Consider the following 21,085-nt stretch of genomic DNA (forward strand, 5'->3'; position numbering starts at 1 on the left):
TGGATAATAAAATCTATTTTTATAAAAACAAAGATTTGTTAAATATCAATATATAAAAATCACATTTAGAGCAATAAAGCTAATTTAAAACTTACAGGTTGATTAACTTTAGCGAGATTTTTTTATTTGGCAAGAAGATGAAATATACATATTTAATTAAAACACAAACCAAATATAATTTATTTAATATAAGTTACAACTCTAATAAAAAATAAAAACAATAATAAATAAATTTTGTTTTAAATATAAATTTATTGCTTTTTCATATTGTTTCTTAATTAAAAAAATACTGATTTCCTCTTTGAACTGCTTTTTCATTATATACTCCGCTAAAAAAAGCAATCGATTACTTTTTAGGTGCAGTTCTGGTTTTATTTGTGTAGGATAAAGCGAAAAACATTTTTTTTGGGATCTTTTGTCTATGAGCATGTCATCACCAAATTCTGGATCACAGGGTTTGCTCCAACGTGTGTTTAAGCTACAAGAACACGGTACAAACGCTCGCACTGAACTGATTGCGGGTGTCACGACTTTCTTAACGATGGTTTACATTATCTTCGTTAACCCTCAAATTCTTGCCGCTGCCAATATGGATATCAAAGCCGTCTTCGTGACAACCTGCTTAATTGCGGCTTTTGGCAGTATTTTAATGGGACTCGTGGCAAATCTACCTATTGCGGTTGCCCCTGCAATGGGCCTAAACGCCTTCTTTGCCTTTGTGGTAGTTGGTGCAATGGGCTATTCGTGGGAAGTCGCGATGGGTGCGATTTTCTGGGGTGCTGTGGGATTATTTTTACTGACTCTTTTTCGTATTCGTTATTGGATAATTGCCCACATTCCACTGAGTCTACGTGTCGGTATAACAAGCGGTATCGGGTTGTTTATCGCCATGATGGGGCTAAAAAACTCGGGTATTATTATTCCTAATAATGACACGATCGTCACTATTGGTAATTTTGCCTCTCATAACGTGTTATTGGGTGCATTAGGCTTTTTTATTATCGCCATTCTTGCCGCACGTAATATTCACGCAGCTATTCTTATTTCTATCGTTATCACTACTGTGATTGGTCTGTTATTAGGCGATGTCACCTACCAAGGCGTTTTCTCTCTACCTCCATCTATCACCACTGTTGTTGGTAAAGTGGATATTATGGGTGCCTTAGATATCGGTCTTTCTGGTGTGATTTTTGCCTTTATGTTGGTTAACTTATTTGACTCATCCGGCACTTTAATTGGTGTGACTGATAAAGCGGGTTTAACCGATGAGAAAGGTAAATTTCCACGCATGAAACAAGCGTTATACGTCGATAGCTTAAGCTCTGTTGCAGGCTCTGCAATGGGAACATCGTCCGTTACTGCTTTTATCGAAAGTACTTCAGGTGTTTCTGTCGGTGGTCGTACAGGCTTAACGGCGGTTGTTGTTGGTATCCTGTTCCTACTCGCGATTTTCTTATCACCGCTAGCAGGTATGGTACCAAGCTACGCAACGGCTGGCGCATTGATTTATGTGGGTGTATTAATGACATCCAGTTTAACGCGCGTGAAATGGGATGATTTAACAGAATCCGTTCCTGCCTTTATCACCGCAGTAATGATGCCGTTTAGCTTCTCAATCACCGAAGGTATCGCACTTGGTTTTATTGCTTATTGTGTAATGAAAGTGGGTACATTCCGCTGGAAAGAAATTAATCTGTGTGTTGTGATTGTTTCACTGCTGTTTATTTTGAAAATATTACTGATTGATACTCATGTTATTGATTTGAATAATCTTTTCTAAACGACATTCTAAAGCAATAGTTCTCGGACTATTGCTTTTCCTATTTTTTATCAGGTGATAATTTTTGCTTTATTTTTAAACATATCTAAAATACTATAAAGAGAACGTTATGGTTGTTTATAATGGTATGTAATAAATAATTTTATTAATAATTATATTATTTACCAACATTGTATTCATCATGATCACTTTAAGTTTACTAACTATCAGGAGGAGAAATGAATAAACGTTCACCTCATACAATAGCAAGTAGAACTATTCTAATTGGTGAAATTAAAGATAGTGAAGGTATTAATTTCGAAGTTAGAATAATGAAAGAACGCGAAACAAGACCTAGGGTCTTAATTCTTAATGATGGTTGGGAAGAAACCGCTATTTGGGATAATGTTTATCCTATTCTTGAACTTCAATTAGAACCCTCTAAAAATAAAAAAGGATTTAGTGTTGTATCTGAGTCTTTTTCAAATAAAATAAATAATAAATATAAAGTACAATATGAAAAACTTTTTAATCATAGAAAACTTAAAAGAATGATTAAAACTTTTAACTTACAGCATAAAAAGGCTCAAATGAATGCCTCCCATTTTAATTGATCGCCATAATAAACGACTTATTTATCCAGATAATAGCGGGAATTTTGGCGAAATAGATGAATTAGGTGTAATTTTAGATAATGACCAAAAAGAATACATATTATTAAGAGAAAAAGTTAGTATTGAATTAAGTCGGTTATATGTTAAAGATATAAAAAATAATATTGTTGTTGCTAATTATGTAATGACTTTTAATTTATCTGCGCCCATATTATTTTCACCTAATTTACCCCAAATAGAATCTGCCTATGTAGATAATGAATATCGTTCATTAGGTATTTCAGTTACAATCTATTTAAAAATAATTGAAATTTATGGTGGCGTAATTAGTGATACTCAGCAAACTCTGGGTGGAATGAGCTTATGGGCAATTGGTTTATCAAATTCAGAAAATATTATGCTTTACGTTATGCATTGTCATAATAATACGTTATCACATAAATACTTTTCTAATGGTGAATTGATGCTTTATGAATGCGATAGAAAATCGCTCATAATAAACAGCGCTCATATTTGGAGCAGACCTTCTTCAATAGATTTCAATGTTGATCTCGCCTTCTTAGAAAATCTAAATATCCCAGAAGGCGATTTTGGCGAAAGAGTCGTTTTACTTGCAATATCAAAACTAATAGAAAGCACCTAATTAGGCTTTATCTATAGCAGGCAATAACAAACCAAAAATAGCAGAGTCAGAAACTTCATCACCCACAATCCAACGCTGTTTAAGATACCCTTCTTGTTCAAAGCCTAATTTCGCTAACAATGCCGCTGATGCTTTATTATCTGGGTGGATATCTGCCTCTAAACGGCGAACAGATAGATGTGTTTGAAGATACTCAATAAACGCGACCATAGCTTCTTTCATAATACCTTTGCCTTGATAAGCCATATCAAGGCAATACCCTATTTCTCCACGTCCTGAATTAGGGTAATGATTAAAGAAAACACACATGCCCATAAGTGCATGTGTTGTTTTATCGATCACCGCTAAGCGCAGATACTCTTTTCTTTCCATATGCGTGATATCTTGAATGATATCTTCCTGCGCTTCTTGCAGTGATTGCCAAGGGAGATGGCTCCAGTAGCGCGTCACTTCAGGTGAACTCATGATCTTAAACCAATCTTCAGCATCCCTCATTTCAAAAGGGCGTAATATCAATCTTTCTGTTTCAACCTGAATATCAGCGTAACGCATCTCTACTTTTCCTTATGTGTTTTTGGTGCCACAAAAGCAATACAAACAGGCTCGGTAATGGCATCTGGTTCAGCACGAAACATTATCTCTTGAGTACCAGCGATTTTTAAACTCGGCCAGTGCTTTAATCCTTCATCAAAATGTGCTTTTTCACAGTAATAGCCCACTTCACTTACCAATACGACACCTTTTTCTTCTAATTGTTGAAGTGTAATATGTCGATTATAAATATTAGGTGGTTGCACATTCTCTGCTAACACCCAAGGCTGTGAAGATAATGGTCTATCTTTGCCATAAAAAGTCACCCACTCATGCATATATTCACCGCCCACATACGCAAGTGGCGTGTGATAATGTTGATGCCAAGCTTGTTCAACATCTTGCACAAAGGTTTTTACGCCAATAAATTTTTGCCCTGCATTACGCACATTAGCGGCTTGAACGACCGTATAACCAGAAACGACCAACATACCGAAAACACCTAAACCATACAGTGCTCCACGTAATGAACGTTTAGGCATTACACTAATTGAACCCACAAAAAGCGCAGTCGCAATCGACATAAAGGGTTGTAACCACTCGCTGATACGCCCCCCTTCATGAAAACTAAACCAAATAAAAATAATCGTTAATGGAAACAAAAAAATAAAATTGAGTAATTGGCTATCTTTAGAAGCAGACCAACTAACACGCCCACCATAAAAACGTAAAATTCCCCACATTAAAATCACTGGGTAAAAAACAGTCAGTGCAGCGCGAGTTGTACGTAAATTAAAACGGTTTTCAATTTGTGAATCGACCCATTTAAACGCCGCAAAATCGGTTTGCCATAACCAAATAAAATTGGGAATAACAAAAGCAAACCAAATAGCCAATGCTAAATAGAAATAAGGAGAGCGATAACTTGCTCGAACTTTAGGAACAAAAAGGCTTGATACAAACACAGAACCAATAAAAGCTAATGATGAATATTTCCCCATTGTGGCAATACCCATCGTGATCGCGAAGGCAATCCAATATTTTTGATTGTCATTAATGGCACAAAGGAAAAAATAGAACGCCCATGCCCAACAACCCACTAGAATATAGTTATCGTTATAAGGGATAATATCAAAGTTGATCACGCCAGATAAATTAAGCCCCAACATAGCAAACCAAGCTAAGTGAGTATTTTGTGTCAACTTGTAGGCTAAGTTCCAAACACCTAATAGCCCAATAGCAATGACAATAAAGTGGATAAAATACCAATAAAAGCTAAAATCGATACCGCCATAAATAGCGGGTGTCATTATAAAACCCACAAACCAAGGATTTTTTGGGGAACCCCACCCTCCGTTAATGCCCCAATTGACAGCCTCAACGGCATCATAAGGCACTGTAGGGTCAAAAAAATAACTCACTAAGATCCAAAGAGTCGCATAACCAATAACCCACCAATATACTGGTTTACGTAATTGTGCAGATGCTAATGTCATAATAAATAGAAATTTAAGTTAATTAATTTAATTTAGTCGTTAATTGACGTCACAACACAGTAAAGTATAGTGAAATGAACCGCACATTGTACGTGAGCAAAAATTAAATTGTCTTAAATTTGCGCTTTTATTGAAAATTTGTTTCTGATAGATTGCGCAACCAAGAAGATCACTATCGAGTTACCATTATGAATATGATTAAAAGAAAGCCCGCAGCTAAAGCACGTAAGAAATCGCGTGAAGAGCTGAACGCGGAAGGACGTGAACGTAAACGTCAAAAGAAACACCGTGGCAATCCTGCTGGTAACCGTCAGCAGGAAGCGGAAAATAAACAGCAAGCGAACAATACAGCGCCGAAAGATCCACGTATTGGTAGCAAAAAACCGATCCCTCTGATTGTGGGCGATGCACCAAAAGTTGTGAAGAAAAAACCTGCGCCAGTTAAAGCAGAGCCTGTTCGTTTAACGCCTGAGCAAGAGTTAGACCTATTAGAAAACGATGCACGTCTAGATGAATTACTGTCTCGTCTTGAAAACGGTGAAAAACTCAATGCAGAAGAACAAGCTTATACTGAGAAAACCCTTGATCGCATTGACGAATTAATGGTTGAGTTAGGTATTGAGTTTGAAGATGATGACGATGAAGAAAAAACTGAAGACATCATGCAATTACTAAAAGGTAAATAATCAAAAGGCTAATCATTTGCCTTGATTACCTTGCACTAAAGGATATCAATAATTTATTGATATCCTTTAGTTTTTATGGATTATTCTCTGTTTTACTTTTTATTAATACTGATTATTAACAATAGATCAAATAACCCTCTCAAGCTCAGATAACTCCATCTATTCCTCTCTTGTTATCCCTGATATCCTATTTTTCTATCTTTAATATACGAGTGATAAAAAATATGGATAACAAACAGCAGTACTTAGATATCGCAGCCGGGCAAGGAGAAAAAGTGCCCTCTCGTATAGTGGCCTTCCCTGCACAGCCACTAAACTATGCGCTTATTGAACAACGCCTAGAAGAACAGACCGATTACACTGATGGTGAAATCAATTATCTAAGTGAAAATATTGACGACGGTTTTTTCTATCGTTGCCAGCATGGTGATGACGAGTTACATTTTTTTGTCTGCCTTTATCCTCGTGATGAAGATTACGAAATACGTCCAATGTATTCGACTGATGAACTCACACCACAACAACTCGCACATGCGAATGCGACAACGCAAGATTTATTATTAGAAACACTTTTTACTGAAACCTTACATCCTTTAGCAAGCTATCGCCATCAACTGAATTTTCTTAATATCATCGCACCTGAAATGGTCTTAGCATTAGATGAATCAGCGGCAGGTAAAGCATTAACACCTGAGTGGATACGCTTTCAATTAGAAACGCCCGATCTCTATCCTGAAGTAGAAAGCTTATATGTTATTCATGCTGTCTATGACACAGAAAATGATCCACCCACGATGTTTTGGTTCCATACACATGGATTAGCGCGTTGCAGCTTAACAGAAGTCGATTTAGTTATTCCAAGTATGCTTGAATCTTACTATGGCATTCCTGATCTCTTCCGCTGCTTTGTTAACAACAGTATTAATCATCGCCAAATTGAATTTGGTGAACCGATGCTGTGTGGTCAAACATCATCAGGTTTGGAGTATCTTGTCGCATTACCTTTTGAAGAAGGTATTCGTCATATTAATCAATCAACCCCTCTTGATAGCCTTAGACCTTTAGAAGAGATGCGTTATGACACAGAAGGCGCACCAAATGGCGGTTTCTTGGGTGATTTAGCTGATCGTGATGAATATCATCAACACCCTTCTTCTATGCTATTTAGAACCAATGAAGAAAACCCTGTTTTAGAAACCTTCTTTAAAGGTTATGAAGAGCAACAAGCGATGATGCTACTGCGTAGCAATGAAGAAACCTATGAAATGTCTGAAAAAGCCAAGCGACGCTGGGAATACTTCGTTTCTATGTTTGATAACTATAATCAACCGCCTGTTGAGAAAAAAAGTGGTTTTCTATCCAAATTATTAGGAAAAGACAAACCCGAAGAGACTGAAAACCCGTGGCAATTTATGATCAAGTTCGGCATTCCTTATGGTGAAGAGGAAGAAAAAGAGCTAGAGCATATGTGGTTTGTGCCGCAGTCTCGTGATGGAGACACCATTTATGCAAAATTACTCAACGTGCCATTTTATGTTGAGGATATGCAAGAAGGTGAAATCTATCCTATCAACACCGCATTAATAACTGATTGGGTCGTTTCATACGAAGATAATAGTTATACCCCTAACAATATTTACCAACTTTTTAGCCACCAGCAAACCCACTAATTAGCGGATATTCACCATAACAACGCGAGCTTTTCACTTAAGCTCGCGCTCTTTATATTCTTGAAATCTGTTTTATATTGTGATCCGTTAATATCATTAATTAATTGTTATTTTGTTGCTACATTGGCATTTCAACTCTTCACATTCTGTTTTTGTCTAGTAACAGATAAGATAAACAGTCTATTTTCATCTCAATATCTTTTCTCTGGTTGATTTAAATCAAGTGTAGACATGCATAGACTAGGCTAAATTATACCCAATAAGGATAATTATAATTCTCATTAGCATTAAAAATATTTATTATAATTAACCTTAATATTATTATGTGAATTCTCATATCCGTTAATAATTATCAGTATCATTATTTTTTGTATCAATATTCGTGGAAGGACGATTATGTCTCTGATCCCAAATCACAGTTATAAAATCTTGAGCTACTCACCTCAGATTAGCCCTGCATACAGACAGAAATTATTATCTTTAGGTATGTTACCTGGCGCTGTGTTTAACGTTATTCGTATCGCACCACTGGGTGATCCTATTCAAATAGAAACGCACCGAGTATCCCTAATTTTGAGAAAAAAAGATCTCGCACTCATTAATCTTAGCGAAGTGGTTCATAACGAAAAATAATCGTTATTTCTCATTCAACCAGGCAAGACAACTATTGGCATCACTATTATGACTCCTCTCACTATAGGCCTTATCGGCAATCCCAATGCTGGTAAAACAACACTCTTTAATCAGTTAACAGGCTCTCGCCAACGTGTGGGTAACTGGGCGGGTGTAACGGTCGAACGCAAAGTTGGTCGTTTCACAACTGCAAATCATAAAATTGAACTTGTCGATTTACCCGGCACTTACTCTTTAACGACAATCTCAGAACAGACATCGCTTGATGAACAAATTGCCTGCCATTTTATTTTAAGTAATGAAGCAGACATGCTGATTAACGTGGTTGATGCATCAAATCTTGAGCGTAACCTCTATTTGACATTGCAACTACTAGAGCTTGGTATTCCGTGTATCGTGGCATTAAACATGCTCGATATTGCAGAACACCAAGATATGCAAATTGATATCAAGGCACTTTCAAAGCAACTGGGTTGCCCTGTTATTCCAATGGTTTCAACCAAAGCATCGGGAATTGATAAGCTCAAAGAAGCCATTGATACCTTCCCTGCTGAAAAGAAAAAACCACAAGAATTACTGACGTCTTATCCGATATGGTTACTTAATGAAGTCGAGGCACTTGCTGAAAAAATTAATCACGATGAGTTTAATTTACAGCAACGTCGTTGGATGGCATTACAGTGCTTAGAGGGTGATATCTATACTCACCAACGTGCTCAAATCACTAGTGACGATATCAAAACCATTCGCCAACGAATTCAAGACGAACATAACAATGAACCCGAATTAGTCATTGCTGATGCCCGTTATCAAAATATTGAGCGCATCTGCCATGCCGTGATTAATATGGAAGCCATTAAGCCTAATATCCTGACGCAAAATATCGATAAAGTGATATTAAACCGTTGGTTAGGTGTTCCTATCTTCCTGTTTGTTATGTACTTAATGTTTGTGCTCGCAATTAACATTGGTGGTGCTTTACAGCCTGCTTTTGAAGGTGGCTCTGAAGCTATCTTTATCCATGGTATTCAATGGATTGGTGCAACCTTTAACTTCCCTGAGTGGCTGACCATTTTCCTTGCTCAAGGTATCGGTGGCGGTATTAATACGGTACTTCCATTAGTGCCACAAATCGGAATGATGTACCTGTTCTTATCTATTCTTGAAGACTCAGGTTATATGGCACGAGCTGCATTTGTAATGGATAGATTGATGCAGGCTCTGGGTTTACCGGGTAAATCATTCGTACCACTGATTGTCGGTTTTGGTTGTAACGTACCTTCCATTATGGGTGCGCGTACACTGGATGCACCAAGAGAACGCCTGATCACCGTATTGATGGCACCGTTTATGTCTTGTGGTGCACGTTTAGCTATCTTTGCTGTATTTGCTGCTGCTTTCTTTGGTAAAAATGGCGCAAGCGTTGTTTTCTCACTTTATCTTCTGGGTATTGTGGTTGCTATCCTCACAGGCTTACTGCTAAAACACACCATTATGCGTGGTGAAGCCTCACCTTTCGTGATGGAGCTGCCGGTTTATCACGTTCCTCACCTAAAAACGTTACTCATGCAAACATGGCAACGCCTAAAAGGCTTCGTGGTACGTGCAGGTAAAGTCATTATTATTGCCAGTATGTTTATTGGTGCACTAAACAGCTTTACCTTCTCAGGTAAACCTGCGGATAACATCAATGATTCTGCATTAGCGTCTGTCAGTAAAGTGATCACACCATTACTGCAACCTATTGGTGTTCATAGTGATAACTGGCAAGCAACAGTTGGTTTAGTCACTGGTGCAATGGCGAAAGAAGTGGTAGTGGGAACATTAAATACCCTCTATACCGCAGAAAGCATTGTTAATGAGCCATTTGATCCTGAAGAATTCGACCTATGGGGCGAAATTGGTGATGCCTTTGGTGAAACATGGGATAGCTTAAAAGAAACCTTCACTCTCGCTGCGCTTTCTAATCCAATTGAAGCAAGCAAAGGTGATGGTGAAATGGATACCGGCACCATGGGCACCATGGGCGCTAAATTTGGTTCAGGCGTTGCGGCATACAGCTACTTAATCTTTGTTTTACTGTATGTACCTTGCGTTTCAGTAATGGGTGCTATCGCCCGTGAAACAAGCCGTGGTTGGATGACTTTCTCTATCCTTTGGGGATTAAATATTGCTTACTCATTGGCAGCCCTGTTCTATCAAGTGGCAACCTTTAGTGAACATCCACAAAGCAGCGGTATAACGATTGCAGCGGTGGTTATCTTCAACTTAATTTTATTTATCTTGTTGCGTAATGCGCGTAGTCGCCTAACAATTAACTTAAGCAATAAACCTTCATTATCTAAACAATGTTGTTCAAAAGGTAGTTGTCACTAAGTGACAAAGGAAAAGTAAGATGGCAAGTCTGATAGAAGTACGTGATTGTATCGCCCTTAATGGTCGAGCCGATGCCCGTCTTATCAGCCATCAACTCAATATGCCTGAACCTTTGGTGCAAGCAATGTTAGAGCGGCTCACATTGATGGGTAAGCTTGAAGAGGTGGATGTAGAAGATTGTCTCACAGGCAGTTGTAAAAGTTGCCCTGAAGCCACCGCATGCCAAACAAAGCTTTATCAATTACGCTAACTATTTGTTAAATATCGCTTAAACACAAAATCCCTTACCTTGGTAAGGGATTTTTTTGTCTTATCGTTAATGATGCCATTTTTTATCTTCTTATTTATTGGTTTACTTTTCTGATTATCCCATCATAATTCGATACTTAAATAAGACGTCGAGACGTCTTTACGTCCAAAATGAAATTATACACATCGATCATTCTTATAAGGATAATAGATTATGCCGATAACTGAATTTTCATCGATTGTTACCAGTGGTGATCAAGGTGGGTTACAGATGCAATGTGCCTCACGTCAATTTCAATTTCTCCTTGATGAACCTCCATCATTAGGTGGACAAGACAGTGCAATGAATCCCGTTGAAGCACTATTAGGTACACTAGGGGCGTGTAAGGGCATTGTTGCAAAAAGCTTTTCGCGTATGCACGATATCAAGCTTGAAAATATTCGTATTGAAGTCAGAGGAGAATTAGATACCGATGGTTTTATGGGGAAAAATAAACAAGCCAAAATAGGTTTTAGTAAAATTACCACTCATTTCTTTATTCAGGCAGACAATAGCGAAGAAGAAATTGCTGAATTTATCGCCTTTATTGAGCGAACTTGTCCTGTCTTTGACACAATCAAAAATCCACCGATTTGTGAAACTTCATACAGTATTGAAAATGTAATGGCGTAAGAAAAATACGACTGCCCCCTATTTGGGGCAGTTATTGATAAATGGATTACTTAAGAGAACAAGCATTAATTAACGCTTGCGTAAATTCATCGGGATGCGAAATAAACGGAGCATGCGCGGCATTACGGAAAATAACAGAAGGTGATTGTGGATAAATAGCATCTAATAATCCAGCGACTTTTCGTGGCACTACGCCATCTAAATAACCATAAAAACGAATAAAAGGACAACGCAACGCTTTCAATTCTTCTCGTAAATCTTCCGTTCTCAAAATTTCTAATCCGCCATTAAGCACTTCAACAGTAGGTAGTGGTTGTTCTAATACCATTGATTTTAATGCTTTCATATCTTCACGGGCGCTTTTTGTACCTAATGTTTGTAGCGCTAAAAAGCGTTCAACGGTGCGATGAAAATTCTCATTTAATTGCTGCTCAAAGCCTTTTAAAACCTCAGGTTTGATACCCGGCCAATCATTATGAGCGCCAAAGCAAGGCGAAGATGCCACCGAAACCAAGGCTTGTACATGATTGGGATTATCTAACACCACACGGCTCGCCACTAATCCACCTAAAGACCAGCCTAACCAAATTGCATTTTCAGGGGCGTTGGCAAAAACAATTTCTGCCATCTCTTTTAATGTAAGAGCAGGAAAACCTTGGCTACGACCATAGCCCGGTAAATCAACAAGATGCAATGTAAAATGCGAGCTTAATCGAGGTATTAATGATTGCCAAACCTGTGCATTCAACCCCCACCCATGTAATAGCACAAGATCTGTTTTTCCTTCACCGATTGTCTGCCAATACAATTTATTCATTGTTATGCTCTCTTTTCTTTTACAAGGATGTTCATTATGTGGATAACAATAGCAGGATATTGTTGGTTATGTCGTCAACCCTTACATTATGATACTAAAGGTATTTGCTCGAGTTGTATTCGCTATTTACCTAAACAGCATCATCGTTGCCCATGCTGTTTATATCCCTCATCCCACTCTATGATGCTATGTGGACGCTGCTTACAATCGCCTCCACCATGGAAACAGATGTTGACAGTCACTGACTATCAACCACCATTAAATAAATTATTACACCTTTATAAATACCAACCTCGCCCTCAAATAGCGTTATGTCTTGCACGACTTTTTCTCTTGCGATGGCTTGCACATCGGCGAGAAAATTTGGTGCAGAAACCCGACAGAATTATTAGCGTTCCTTCACATCGTCATCGCCGTTGGTCTAGAGGCTTTGAGCAAGTAGAAGCTATCGCTAAGCCTTTGGCAAGGTGGCTAAATTGTGCTTATCAACCTGATACCCTGATAAGAACTCGTGCTACACTGGTGCAAACGCATCTTAATGCCAAGCAAAGGCAACAAAATTTAAAGAATGCATTTGTATTAAATAACACAGTGTCGGTATCAGGGAAAAATCTGGCACTAATTGATGATGTTATCACTACAGGTGCGACATTAAAGAGCATTATACCCTTGTTATTTCGTGCGGGAGCACGCTCTGTTGAGGTATGGGCGATTTGTCGAACCTTGTAGTTAACCGCCAATTGGGCGTATGATAACCAACCAGAACAGTCAACTATTGAGCAAGACGATATGATTATTATTACTGATGCCGCACAGGCGCATTTTGCCAAACTACTGGCTAACCAAGAACCCAACACCCAAATCCGTGTATTCGTTATCAATCCGGGCACACCTAATGCTGAATGTGGCGTTTCGTATTGCCCACCTGATGCCGTAGAGCCAAACGATACTGAAATTAAGTTCGAAAAACTTTCTGCGTATGTTGATGACATCAGCGCGCCTTTCTTAGAAGATGCGGAAATTGACTTTGTCACTGACCAACTTGGCTCACAATTAACCCTGAAAGCACCTAACGCAAAAATGCGTAAAGTCGATGCTGATGCACCGTTAATTGAACGCGTAGAATACGTACTACAATCACAAATTAACCCACAATTAGCGGGCCATGGTGGTCGCGTTAGCCTCATGGAAATCACTGAAGATGGTTATGCTATCTTACAATTCGGTGGTGGTTGTAACGGTTGTTCAATGATTGATGTCACATTAAAAGATGGTATCGAAAAAGAACTGTTAAACCTGTTCCCAGAAGAGTTAAAAGGTGTGAAAGATTTAACTGAACACCAACGCGGTGAACACTCCTACTACTGATATCTCTCAGTATCACATCCCCTATGGTACTCACCTGCACTGATATCATGGGGGATTTGTTTATTAAAATAATCATTTACAAAGTGTAACGTCATCTTTACCGATTTGACGTTATGATAAATGTATCGTTCTCTCGCTCAGAACAAATAAACCAATTAACAATATAATAAATAAGACAATTATGGATAAGTTTCAATTTCTCAGCATTGAACAAGCCTATCAATTCTGGACATCTCAATCGGCGATATTAGTTGATGTTAGAGATCCTCAGAGTTATCGCATGGGTCATGCTACCGGCGCATTTCATCTCACCAATGATACGCTAAACACATTTTTACAAGATGCTGATTTTGATGTGCCAGTTATGGTGATGTGTTATCACGGCCATAGCAGCCAAGGCGCAGCTCAATATCTGGTCAATATGGGCTTTGAAACCGTTTATAGTGTTAACGGTGGTTTTGAAGCATGGCTAAGAGAGTTTCCACAAGCGACAACTTCTCTGCAATAACTACAGATGAGTTTTATTAATGATCCACATTATTACGCTTTCTAACCCTCAAGCAGCTGATTTGTTTGTCAATTACATGGCAACAAAAGGCGTGAGAATTCACGCAAAAAATGAAAATCAGCAGATCTCACTTTGGTTAGAAGACCAACATCAGTTGGATGTGGTTGAAAAAGAACTAAATACTTTTTTACGTGAGCCTTTTCACCCACGTTACCAAGCCGCAAGTTGGCAAACTGGTGATCCGAAAAATACTGGTATCAAATATCGCCCCGCTTTTTCAATAAAAAATATGGTGCAACGATCAGGACCATTAACGGTACTGGTAGTCATTTTATGTGTCCTAATTTTTATTTGGCAACAAGCGGTCGGCGATTATGACGTTATGCTCCATCTAGCATGGCCTTATAACGAGAGCCTGAACTTTGAAGTTTGGCGCTATATCACCCCTGCGTTTGTTCACTTCTCACTAATGCATATCGCCTTTAACCTTGCCATGTGGTGGTATCTCGCAAGTCAAACAGAGCAGCGATTAGGCACGGGTAAGTTATTTGTCATTATGCTCGTTTCTGCACTCTTTAGTAATTGGGCGCAATCACTGTTTACAAACTCCAACTTTGGGGGGCTTTCTGGTGTTGTTTACGCATTAATTGGCTATGTAGGCTTAACCGGAATATATAACCCCAAAAAGGGAATAGGCGCTCCAACAGGCTTACTCGTCTTTTCGATTTTGTGGATTGTTGCGGGTTATATGGGCGTTTTAGGTGACTCTATCGGAAATACTGCACATTTTGCAGGCTTGCTTATCGGCTTATTGATGGCTTTGTGGGATAATCGACATCAATTATCTCGTAGATCATAATAAAATTAACATGATATTTTTAACATTAGGGGATACCTGTGAAGCAAACGCAACGACATGATGCCATCATTGAACTGGTACGCCTACAAGGCTATGTCAGCACTGAAGAATTGGTGGAGCATTTTGAAGTCAGCCCACAGACAATCCGACGTGATTTAAATGAATTAGCGGAAAAGAACAAAATCCAACGTCACCACGGTGGCGCGGCATTACCTTCAAGCTCCGTGAATACCGCTTACCATGATCGTAAAATTATGTGGTCTGATGAAAAATCACGTATCGCACAACGAGTCGCAAGCTTAATTCCTGATGGTGCAACACTGTTTATTGATATCGGCACAACACCTGAAGCTGTCGCACATGCATTAATTAACCACAAAAACCTACGTATCGTGACCAACAACCTCAATGTGGCAACGTTACTGATGGGCAAAGAAGACTTTCGCTTAATTCTGGCGGGTGGTGAAGTGCGTACACGAGATGGCGGCATTGTCGGTGAAGCCACACTGGATTTTATCTCTCAATTCCGTCTTGATTACGGTATTTTAGGGATAAGCGGTATTGATATGGATGGTTCTCTACTTGAGTTTGATTACCATGAAGTTCGCACTAAACGCGCAATTATCGAAAATTCACGCTGTGTAATGTTGGTGACTGACCATTCTAAGTTTGGTCGTAATGCGATGGTGAATTTAGGTAATATGAATCTGATCGATTACTTATTTACCGATCAAGAACCGCCAGCAGGGATCCAAAAAATTGTTGAGCAGCACAACGTTCAACTCGAATTATGTTAATTAAATAAAATCCTCAAAAAGTACCTTATCAGGTACTTTTTTTTCGCCTTTTTTCTACTAAATGCTGACTAACTCATTCTATTTACTCTCTTTTTAATCCATTCCTGCTCTTTTTTTATTAATACATTAACAATGTTGCTTATTTTTAATAAGCCCACAAAACATGTGGATATGATAATAAATTGTTACCCATATCACGCGGTTATGTTTTTTATCAGTTATATAGTTGGCATTTTCATCAAACTTCATTACAATTATGAGCGAAAACGAACATTAAAGAATTGTTTCGCGCATTCGTAGGAGGATGTTATGAAAACTCAAGACTTGATTGTCATCGGCGGCGGAATAAACGGCGCTGGAATTGCGGCGGATGCAGCTGGCCGAGGCCTTTCAGTACTTATGCTGGAAGCTCAAGACTTAGCAAGTGCGACATCTTCCGCAAGCTCTAAACTTATTCATGGTGGTTTACGTTATCTAGAACACTACGAGTTTCGCTTAGTCAGCGAAGCTCTGGCAGAGCGTGAAGTGTTATTACGCTTAGCACCACATATTGCATTTCCAATGCGTTTCCGCCTGCCACACCAACCACATTTACGCCCAGCGTGGATGATCCGTATTGGTCTATTCCTTTATGATCATTTAGGAAAACGTGTCAGCCTACCAAGCAGTAAAGGCATTAAATTTGGTGCAAACTCTGTTTTAAAACCAGAATTAACACGCGGTTTTGAATATTCAGACTGTTGGGTTGATGATGCACGTTTAGTGGTACTCAACGCACAAGAAATCGTTCGTCGTGGCGGTGAAGTACGCACACGAACTAAAGTTACTCGTGCTTGGCGTGAAAATAATTTATGGATGGTAGAAGCACAGGATTTACGTACTGGTGAAACATCGCTCTATCAATCAAAAGCACTTGTCAATGCGGCTGGCCCTTGGGTTAAAACACTGTTTGATGAAGGCTTAAAACTGAAATCACCTTATGGTATCCGTTTAATTAAAGGTAGCCATATTGTTATTCCTCGCGCTCATAACGAACCACAAGCTTATATTTTACAAAACGAAGATAACCGTATTGTCTTCGTTATTCCTTGGATGGATGAGTTCTCCATCATCGGTACGACGGATGTTGAATATAAAGGCGATCCTAAAGATGTCGCGATTGATGACAACGAAGTTCAGTATTTACTGAAAGTCTATAACGATCACTTTAAAAAGCAATTAACCAAAGAAGATGTGGTTTGGAATTACTCTGGTGTGCGTCCATTATGTGACGACGAATCAGATTCACCACAAGCAATTACCCGTGATTACACCTTAGATGTTCACGATGATAATGGTCAAACACCTCTGTTATCCGTATTTGGTGGTAAATTAACGACTTATCGTAAATTAGGCGAACACGCTGTTGATAAGCTCACTGCTTACTTCCCTAACATGGGTAAAGCATGGACTAAAAATGGTCAATTACCAGGCGGTAATTTAGAAGGTTGTGATCGTGATGGTTATTCACGTTTAATTCGCCAACGTCACCCTTGGTTACCAGAAGCGCTGGCATTACGTTTTGCACGTACTTATGGTAGCAACACGGAATTACTGCTTGAAGGCATTACTGATTTAGCGGGCATGGGCGAAAACTTCGGTCATAACCTGTATGAAGCAGAATTACGTTATTTAGTGAAACAAGAATGGGTTATCGAAGTTGATGATGCTATTTGGCGTCGTACTAAACTCGGCATGTGGCTAAATGACGAACAAAAACAACGTATTGCCCAATGGTTAGCGGCTAATACTCAAAATTCATAAGAGTAGTCATACTATTCTCTGGCTCTGTTCGATGTTTTTATTAGCAATTTTTGTGGCGCCTAATACCGCGCCACTTTTTTTTGCTTTTTTATATCAAAACCATAAAACATTTTAATTAACAGCTAGTTAAGCTGTTTTTCTAGAAAAGCCTTTAATACGGTAGCATTGTTTTGTTGCTCATCTTTTCCTGAATAAAGTAATACCAAAGGTTTCTCTTTTGCTATCGCAACAAGCGATTGCCAATGTTCTGGTGCAGACATTAATTCTTGAAGGTAACGTTGAGTAAACTCAGCAAAATCACCACCTCCCCCATGAAACCATTTTCGTAATTCAGTCGAAGGCGCAACGTCTTTATTCCACTCATCATAATGAAATTCTGTCTTTTTTACGCCTCTCGGCCACAATCTATCGACTAATACGCGATAACCTTCATGCACTCCGTCTTTATCACCATAAACACGTTTACAAGTGATCATTTCGCCTCCCATCAATTAGTGAGTTCATTTTATTGTAGAAGAAAAATCACCCAACTTATCAGGTAATGCGCTCACTATTCTCATTATTGCGTCTTACAACATGAATTTTTCTCTTATTGTGACTGAATTATCCTCATCAAAAATGGGTGAATAGTTGTTGACTAAATAACCTAATTAATAGAATCTACATCTAGACGTCTAAATGGTTAGATGGACAAATAAGTAGTGATACTTAATAAAAATAACAACACAGTGACACGATTGATGAGGTACAGGTATGAGCTTTTATCACGCAAGCCAACATGAAGCGCTAAACCAAAATCTTGCTGAACTTGATGGTCAGATCGACGTTTCCTTTGAATTTTTTCCACCTCAAACTGAGGAGATGGAAAACACTCTTTGGCAATCTCTTGCGCGTTTAAATACCTTAAAACCGAGCTTTGTCTCTGTCACTTATGGTGCAAATTCAGGTGAGCGTGATAGAACACACTCCATTATTAAAGGCATTAAAGAGCGCACAGGGCTAGAAGCGGCTCCTCATTTAACCTGTATTGATGCTAGCCGTGAAGAGTTACAGCATATCGCACAAGATTATTGGCAAAGTGGTATTCGCCATATTGTGGCATTACGAGGCGATTTACCCAATAACACCCAAAAACCCGATATGTATGCCACCGATTTAGTGCATTTACTCAAAGACGTGGGTGATTTTGATATCTCTGTTGCGGCTTATCCTGAGGTGCATCCCGAAGCAAAAAGTGCGCAAGCAGATTTAATTAACTTAAAAAGAAAAGTTGATGCCGGAGCAAATCGCGCGATCACCCAATTTTTCTTTGATGTCGAAAGTTATTTACGTTTTCGTGACCGCTGCGTTTCAACCGGTATTGATGTTGAAATTGTGCCAGGAATTTTACCTGTCACTAATTTTAAGCAGCTAAAACGCTTTGCTGGTTTAACCAATGTGAAAATTCCGGGTTGGATGCATAAAATGTTTGATGGATTAGATAACGATCCTGAAACCCGTAGTCTAGTCGGTGCTTCTATTGCCATTGATATGGTGAAGATTTTAAGCCGTGAAGGGGTAAAAGATTTTCACTTTTATACACTTAATCGTTCAGAGTTAACCTATGCTATTTGCCATACGTTAGGTGTTCGCCCTGAGCTGGTGCAAGCTTGATCCTATCTTACGATTACCCCGCCAATTAAGCGGGGTGACATTTTGATGAGTTACTCACCAAAGTGATAAGGTTTTTCTACTGGTAATAGGCTGTATGCGGTGTCGAGATCACCATTAGCAATACAAGCATCTATTTTATGTACCTTATCGGTAATATCCGTAATATTCACAATCCACTCTTTGCAATATTTCTCAACGGCTTGATTACGCAAGCCAATTTGAATAGTGCGATAGTTGAGTCGATTAAGATAAATATCACGTTCAGGATCCCACTGAATGCGGATATTACTGGTTTCCGTCGCTTCTTTCCACGCGTCTGCACTGGTGTAACGGTCTGGGTCAAAATGACTCACAACACCTTGTGTCAGCATTTCTTGAAAACCTTCATGTGTAATATCAACCGCAAGAATAGACGCTTGATTAGCATCTTTGCGTCCCCAGCCAGAACGGTACATCATCCAAAGAAAGGAAGGTTTTACCCACGTCATGCGGGTCATACTAAAAGGGGGCGAAACAAAAGTTCCGTTTGCGACTGCGCTCTGAGCAATAGTATTAGAATAGGCTTGGTAAACACGAACAAAATCATCCGTATAATATGCCCTTACTTCGCACTCAGGACATCGGTCAACATCATCGTTCATCTTTCTTTAATATCCTTTTATATTAATAAAATGGAACTATCCGCTTAAATTATGAGCCTCTACCTACTGATAATCAAGAGCCGTTCTTTTTGTTAAGACACTGACTAGCGTAGCGCGCTCTCGCGAAACTGAAAAAAAGAATAACAATAAAATAAACAGACTCATGTCGCGATTGTGGTTTATTTATACCGCAATGAGGCGAATAGAAAGCCTAATCTACTCACAAAGTGAGGCGAATAAGCGATTTAATTGACTCACTGGGTAGAAATTAGGCGCTCGATAAGCTGTGTTTTTATTAATGCAGGGGATTTTACTGTAGTGCCAGCTATCTTTGCTGTCATGATTTCAAAGGCTTTTTCTACTAATAATGCTTCATCCTGCTTCATTGACCACACATTATTCGGTAAAAAACTCAGCATTACATGATCATCGAATGTGCCAATATGAAGATGAGCAGGAATACTTCCTTCACGTTGACGGATAACACTCAATAAACCTTCAAGGATAGGCAATGATGAAGCAATAAAATGAGAGGGAATTTGCTGATGTTGCTCCAGATACTGTTTCATCATCTGCTCACCATCTTTGGTCGTATTATGTTCAGCATAAGAGACCGTGACACGGTTATCATCACCATAATGCCCTTTGATGGCTTGCACATAACCGCGTAAACGAGCGGCAATCGTTGGTAATAATGCATCACCCGCAAAAAAGTGGATTGGCACATCTTGCTTTATCATCGCTCTTGTTAGCTGAGCGCCACTGTCACAGTTATCTGAAGCGACACAAATAGCGTCACTGACAGAGAAATCTCTATCTAAAAAAACCAATGGTTTTTGGCGATGCTTAACATGGTGTAGCTGATTTTTTCGACTTGATGAAACAATAAAAATGCCATCAACATTGCGCTCGTCCATTGATTTAACTAGCTTATTTTCATTTTTGATATCACCATAGGTACAGCTAATCGTTAGCTGGCAACCAATTTGGTGACAATGCATCTCTAATTTTTCAGCCAAAGCGGCAAAGAATGGGTTAGAAAGGCGAGGGATAACCAATCCGTAGGTATCTGTTTTATTAAGCTTTAGGCTTCTAGCTGCATGATTGACGGTATAACCAAACACCTCAACATAGTCTGCTATCTTCTTTTGTGTTTTTGCGCTGATCCGGTATTGATCACCTTTGCCATTTAATACCAATCTGACTGTGGTAATAGACAAATTCAGGTCATTTGCAATCTGTTCAACTGTTTTTGCCATTAATATTCCATCATTGATATTGCCCTCATCTTAATGATGAGGGCCAGTTA

At 38.9% G+C, this 21,085-nt stretch carries 22 protein-coding genes; 16 read left to right on the plus strand and 6 right to left on the minus strand.

From position 1 onward, the window contains the following. The first annotated feature begins 421 nt into the window (after nt 1–421). The 3 genes from BTA34_RS15845 (at nt 422) to BTA34_RS15855 (ending at nt 3,016) form a co-directional block, all read left to right on the plus strand. Nucleotides 422–1,780 carry an NCS2 family permease gene (locus tag BTA34_RS15845; RefSeq protein ID WP_151436375.1) on the plus strand — a complete coding sequence of 453 codons (1,359 nt, stop codon included), beginning with the start codon at nt 422–424 and terminating at the stop codon, nt 1,778–1,780. A 218-nt stretch (nt 1,781–1,998) separates the two neighbouring features. After that, nucleotides 1,999–2,373, plus strand: coding sequence for a hypothetical protein (locus BTA34_RS15850; protein ID WP_151436376.1), 375 nt, complete (start codon nt 1,999–2,001; stop codon nt 2,371–2,373). Further along, nucleotides 2,354–3,016, plus strand: coding sequence for a hypothetical protein (locus BTA34_RS15855; protein WP_151436377.1), 663 nt, complete (start codon nt 2,354–2,356; stop codon nt 3,014–3,016). The genes BTA34_RS15850 and BTA34_RS15855 overlap by 20 nt, the downstream gene beginning before the upstream one ends. Here BTA34_RS15855 and BTA34_RS15860 read toward each other — a convergent pair whose 3' ends face one another. Together BTA34_RS15860 and BTA34_RS15865 are read right to left on the minus strand one after the other, a co-directional pair. Continuing rightward, nucleotides 3,017–3,568 (minus strand): GNAT family N-acetyltransferase, encoded by a 552-nt coding sequence (locus BTA34_RS15860; RefSeq protein ID WP_151436378.1) that lies wholly within the window; start codon nt 3,566–3,568, stop codon nt 3,017–3,019. It lies immediately after the preceding gene. 2 nt (nt 3,569–3,570) lie between these two features. Then, the gene (locus BTA34_RS15865; RefSeq protein WP_151436379.1) at nt 3,571–5,043 is read right to left on the minus strand and encodes a glycosyltransferase family 39 protein; all 1,473 of its coding nucleotides are present in this window, start codon (nt 5,041–5,043) and stop codon (nt 3,571–3,573) included. 188 nt (nt 5,044–5,231) lie between these two features. Between BTA34_RS15865 and yihI the strand changes: the two genes are divergently transcribed. The 6 genes from yihI to BTA34_RS15895 all read left to right on the plus strand — a co-directional run bounded on the left by yihI (nt 5,232) and on the right by BTA34_RS15895 (nt 11,330). Continuing rightward, nucleotides 5,232–5,729 carry a Der GTPase-activating protein YihI gene (gene yihI, locus BTA34_RS15870; RefSeq protein ID WP_151436380.1) on the plus strand — a complete coding sequence of 166 codons (498 nt, stop codon included), beginning with the start codon at nt 5,232–5,234 and terminating at the stop codon, nt 5,727–5,729. Between the two features lie 224 nt (nt 5,730–5,953). Further along, entirely contained in the window at nt 5,954–7,399 is a 1,446-nt protein-coding gene (locus tag BTA34_RS15875) for a DUF4026 domain-containing protein (RefSeq protein WP_151436381.1), read from the plus strand. Nucleotides 7,400–7,795: 396 nt separating this feature from the next. Further along, a complete protein-coding gene (gene feoA, locus BTA34_RS15880) occupies nt 7,796–8,032 on the plus strand; it encodes a ferrous iron transporter A (RefSeq protein WP_036914344.1) in 237 nt (78 codons plus the stop codon). Between the two features lie 48 nt (nt 8,033–8,080). Further along, nucleotides 8,081–10,408 (plus strand): Fe(2+) transporter permease subunit FeoB, encoded by a 2,328-nt coding sequence (gene feoB, locus BTA34_RS15885; protein WP_151436382.1) that lies wholly within the window; start codon nt 8,081–8,083, stop codon nt 10,406–10,408. Nucleotides 10,409–10,427: 19 nt separating this feature from the next. Beyond that, a complete protein-coding gene (locus BTA34_RS15890; RefSeq protein WP_100159654.1) occupies nt 10,428–10,658 on the plus strand; it encodes a FeoC-like transcriptional regulator in 231 nt (76 codons plus the stop codon). A 213-nt stretch (nt 10,659–10,871) separates the two neighbouring features. Then, nucleotides 10,872–11,330 (plus strand): OsmC family protein, encoded by a 459-nt coding sequence (locus tag BTA34_RS15895; protein WP_151436383.1) that lies wholly within the window; start codon nt 10,872–10,874, stop codon nt 11,328–11,330. Between the two features lie 46 nt (nt 11,331–11,376). Here BTA34_RS15895 and bioH read toward each other — a convergent pair whose 3' ends face one another. After that, a complete protein-coding gene (bioH, locus tag BTA34_RS15900) occupies nt 11,377–12,147 on the minus strand; it encodes a pimeloyl-ACP methyl ester esterase BioH (protein ID WP_151436384.1) in 771 nt (256 codons plus the stop codon). A 36-nt stretch (nt 12,148–12,183) separates the two neighbouring features. Between bioH and gntX the strand changes: the two genes are divergently transcribed. The 6 genes from gntX (at nt 12,184) to glpD (ending at nt 17,482) form a co-directional block, all read left to right on the plus strand. Then, a complete protein-coding gene (gene gntX, locus BTA34_RS15905) occupies nt 12,184–12,876 on the plus strand; it encodes a DNA utilization protein GntX (protein ID WP_151436385.1) in 693 nt (230 codons plus the stop codon). A 60-nt stretch (nt 12,877–12,936) separates the two neighbouring features. Beyond that, on the plus strand, nt 12,937–13,515 hold the full coding sequence (gene nfuA / locus BTA34_RS15910; RefSeq protein ID WP_151436386.1) for a Fe-S biogenesis protein NfuA: 579 nt from the start codon (nt 12,937–12,939) through the stop codon (nt 13,513–13,515). A 181-nt stretch (nt 13,516–13,696) separates the two neighbouring features. After that, nucleotides 13,697–14,023, plus strand: coding sequence for a thiosulfate sulfurtransferase GlpE (gene glpE / locus BTA34_RS15915; protein ID WP_151436387.1), 327 nt, complete (start codon nt 13,697–13,699; stop codon nt 14,021–14,023). A 19-nt stretch (nt 14,024–14,042) separates the two neighbouring features. Next, nucleotides 14,043–14,882: a rhomboid family intramembrane serine protease GlpG gene (glpG, locus tag BTA34_RS15920; protein ID WP_151436388.1), complete on the plus strand. Its 840-nt coding sequence runs from the start codon at nt 14,043–14,045 to the stop codon at nt 14,880–14,882. Nucleotides 14,883–14,920: 38 nt separating this feature from the next. Beyond that, nucleotides 14,921–15,679 carry a DeoR/GlpR family transcriptional regulator gene (locus BTA34_RS15925; protein WP_006534541.1) on the plus strand — a complete coding sequence of 253 codons (759 nt, stop codon included), beginning with the start codon at nt 14,921–14,923 and terminating at the stop codon, nt 15,677–15,679. A 309-nt stretch (nt 15,680–15,988) separates the two neighbouring features. Beyond that, a complete protein-coding gene (gene glpD, locus BTA34_RS15930; protein ID WP_151436389.1) occupies nt 15,989–17,482 on the plus strand; it encodes a glycerol-3-phosphate dehydrogenase in 1,494 nt (497 codons plus the stop codon). 122 nt (nt 17,483–17,604) lie between these two features. Here the strand turns inward: glpD and BTA34_RS15935 are convergent, their stop codons facing one another. Further along, nucleotides 17,605–17,958, minus strand: a complete 354-nt coding sequence (locus BTA34_RS15935; RefSeq protein WP_151436390.1) for a DUF488 domain-containing protein — start codon at nt 17,956–17,958, stop codon at nt 17,605–17,607. 277 nt (nt 17,959–18,235) lie between these two features. Here BTA34_RS15935 and metF point away from each other — a divergent pair, with 277 nt between their 5' ends. After that, the gene (gene metF, locus BTA34_RS15940; RefSeq protein ID WP_151436391.1) at nt 18,236–19,135 is read left to right on the plus strand and encodes a methylenetetrahydrofolate reductase; all 900 of its coding nucleotides are present in this window, start codon (nt 18,236–18,238) and stop codon (nt 19,133–19,135) included. 50 nt (nt 19,136–19,185) lie between these two features. Here the strand turns inward: metF and BTA34_RS15945 are convergent, their stop codons facing one another. Next, nucleotides 19,186–19,776, minus strand: coding sequence for a DUF4291 domain-containing protein (locus tag BTA34_RS15945; RefSeq protein ID WP_151436392.1), 591 nt, complete (start codon nt 19,774–19,776; stop codon nt 19,186–19,188). Between the two features lie 254 nt (nt 19,777–20,030). Continuing rightward, nucleotides 20,031–21,035, minus strand: coding sequence for a LacI family DNA-binding transcriptional regulator (locus tag BTA34_RS15950; protein WP_151436393.1), 1,005 nt, complete (start codon nt 21,033–21,035; stop codon nt 20,031–20,033). Nucleotides 21,036–21,085: the final 50 nt, after the last annotated feature.

The organism is Proteus sp. CD3, from assembly GCF_008808075.1.
Classification (GTDB): Bacteria; Pseudomonadota; Gammaproteobacteria; order Enterobacterales; family Enterobacteriaceae; genus Proteus; species Proteus appendicitidis.

Excerpts from the sequence above, each read along its gene's own strand:
- BTA34_RS15845 (WP_151436375.1), top strand. The coding sequence starts at position 422 with ATGAGCATGTCATCACCAAATTCTGGATCACAGGGTTTGCTCCAACGT.
- BTA34_RS15850 (WP_151436376.1), top strand. The coding sequence starts at position 1,999 with ATGAATAAACGTTCACCTCATACAATAGCAAGTAGAACTATTCTAATT.
- BTA34_RS15855 (WP_151436377.1), top strand. The coding sequence starts at position 2,354 with ATGCCTCCCATTTTAATTGATCGCCATAATAAACGACTTATTTATCCA.
- BTA34_RS15860 (WP_151436378.1), bottom strand. The coding sequence starts at position 3,568 with ATGCGTTACGCTGATATTCAGGTTGAAACAGAAAGATTGATATTACGC.
- BTA34_RS15865 (WP_151436379.1), bottom strand. The coding sequence starts at position 5,043 with ATGACATTAGCATCTGCACAATTACGTAAACCAGTATATTGGTGGGTT.
- yihI (WP_151436380.1), top strand. The coding sequence starts at position 5,232 with ATGAATATGATTAAAAGAAAGCCCGCAGCTAAAGCACGTAAGAAATCG.
- BTA34_RS15875 (WP_151436381.1), top strand. The coding sequence starts at position 5,954 with ATGGATAACAAACAGCAGTACTTAGATATCGCAGCCGGGCAAGGAGAA.
- feoA (WP_036914344.1), top strand. The coding sequence starts at position 7,796 with ATGTCTCTGATCCCAAATCACAGTTATAAAATCTTGAGCTACTCACCT.
- feoB (WP_151436382.1), top strand. The coding sequence starts at position 8,081 with ATGACTCCTCTCACTATAGGCCTTATCGGCAATCCCAATGCTGGTAAA.
- BTA34_RS15890 (WP_100159654.1), top strand. The coding sequence starts at position 10,428 with ATGGCAAGTCTGATAGAAGTACGTGATTGTATCGCCCTTAATGGTCGA.
- BTA34_RS15895 (WP_151436383.1), top strand. The coding sequence starts at position 10,872 with ATGCCGATAACTGAATTTTCATCGATTGTTACCAGTGGTGATCAAGGT.
- bioH (WP_151436384.1), bottom strand. The coding sequence starts at position 12,147 with ATGAATAAATTGTATTGGCAGACAATCGGTGAAGGAAAAACAGATCTT.
- gntX (WP_151436385.1), top strand. The coding sequence starts at position 12,184 with ATGTGGATAACAATAGCAGGATATTGTTGGTTATGTCGTCAACCCTTA.
- nfuA (WP_151436386.1), top strand. The coding sequence starts at position 12,937 with ATGATTATTATTACTGATGCCGCACAGGCGCATTTTGCCAAACTACTG.
- glpE (WP_151436387.1), top strand. The coding sequence starts at position 13,697 with ATGGATAAGTTTCAATTTCTCAGCATTGAACAAGCCTATCAATTCTGG.
- glpG (WP_151436388.1), top strand. The coding sequence starts at position 14,043 with ATGATCCACATTATTACGCTTTCTAACCCTCAAGCAGCTGATTTGTTT.
- glpD (WP_151436389.1), top strand. The coding sequence starts at position 15,989 with ATGAAAACTCAAGACTTGATTGTCATCGGCGGCGGAATAAACGGCGCT.
- BTA34_RS15935 (WP_151436390.1), bottom strand. The coding sequence starts at position 17,958 with ATGATCACTTGTAAACGTGTTTATGGTGATAAAGACGGAGTGCATGAA.
- metF (WP_151436391.1), top strand. The coding sequence starts at position 18,236 with ATGAGCTTTTATCACGCAAGCCAACATGAAGCGCTAAACCAAAATCTT.
- BTA34_RS15945 (WP_151436392.1), bottom strand. The coding sequence starts at position 19,776 with ATGAACGATGATGTTGACCGATGTCCTGAGTGCGAAGTAAGGGCATAT.
- BTA34_RS15950 (WP_151436393.1), bottom strand. The coding sequence starts at position 21,035 with ATGGCAAAAACAGTTGAACAGATTGCAAATGACCTGAATTTGTCTATT.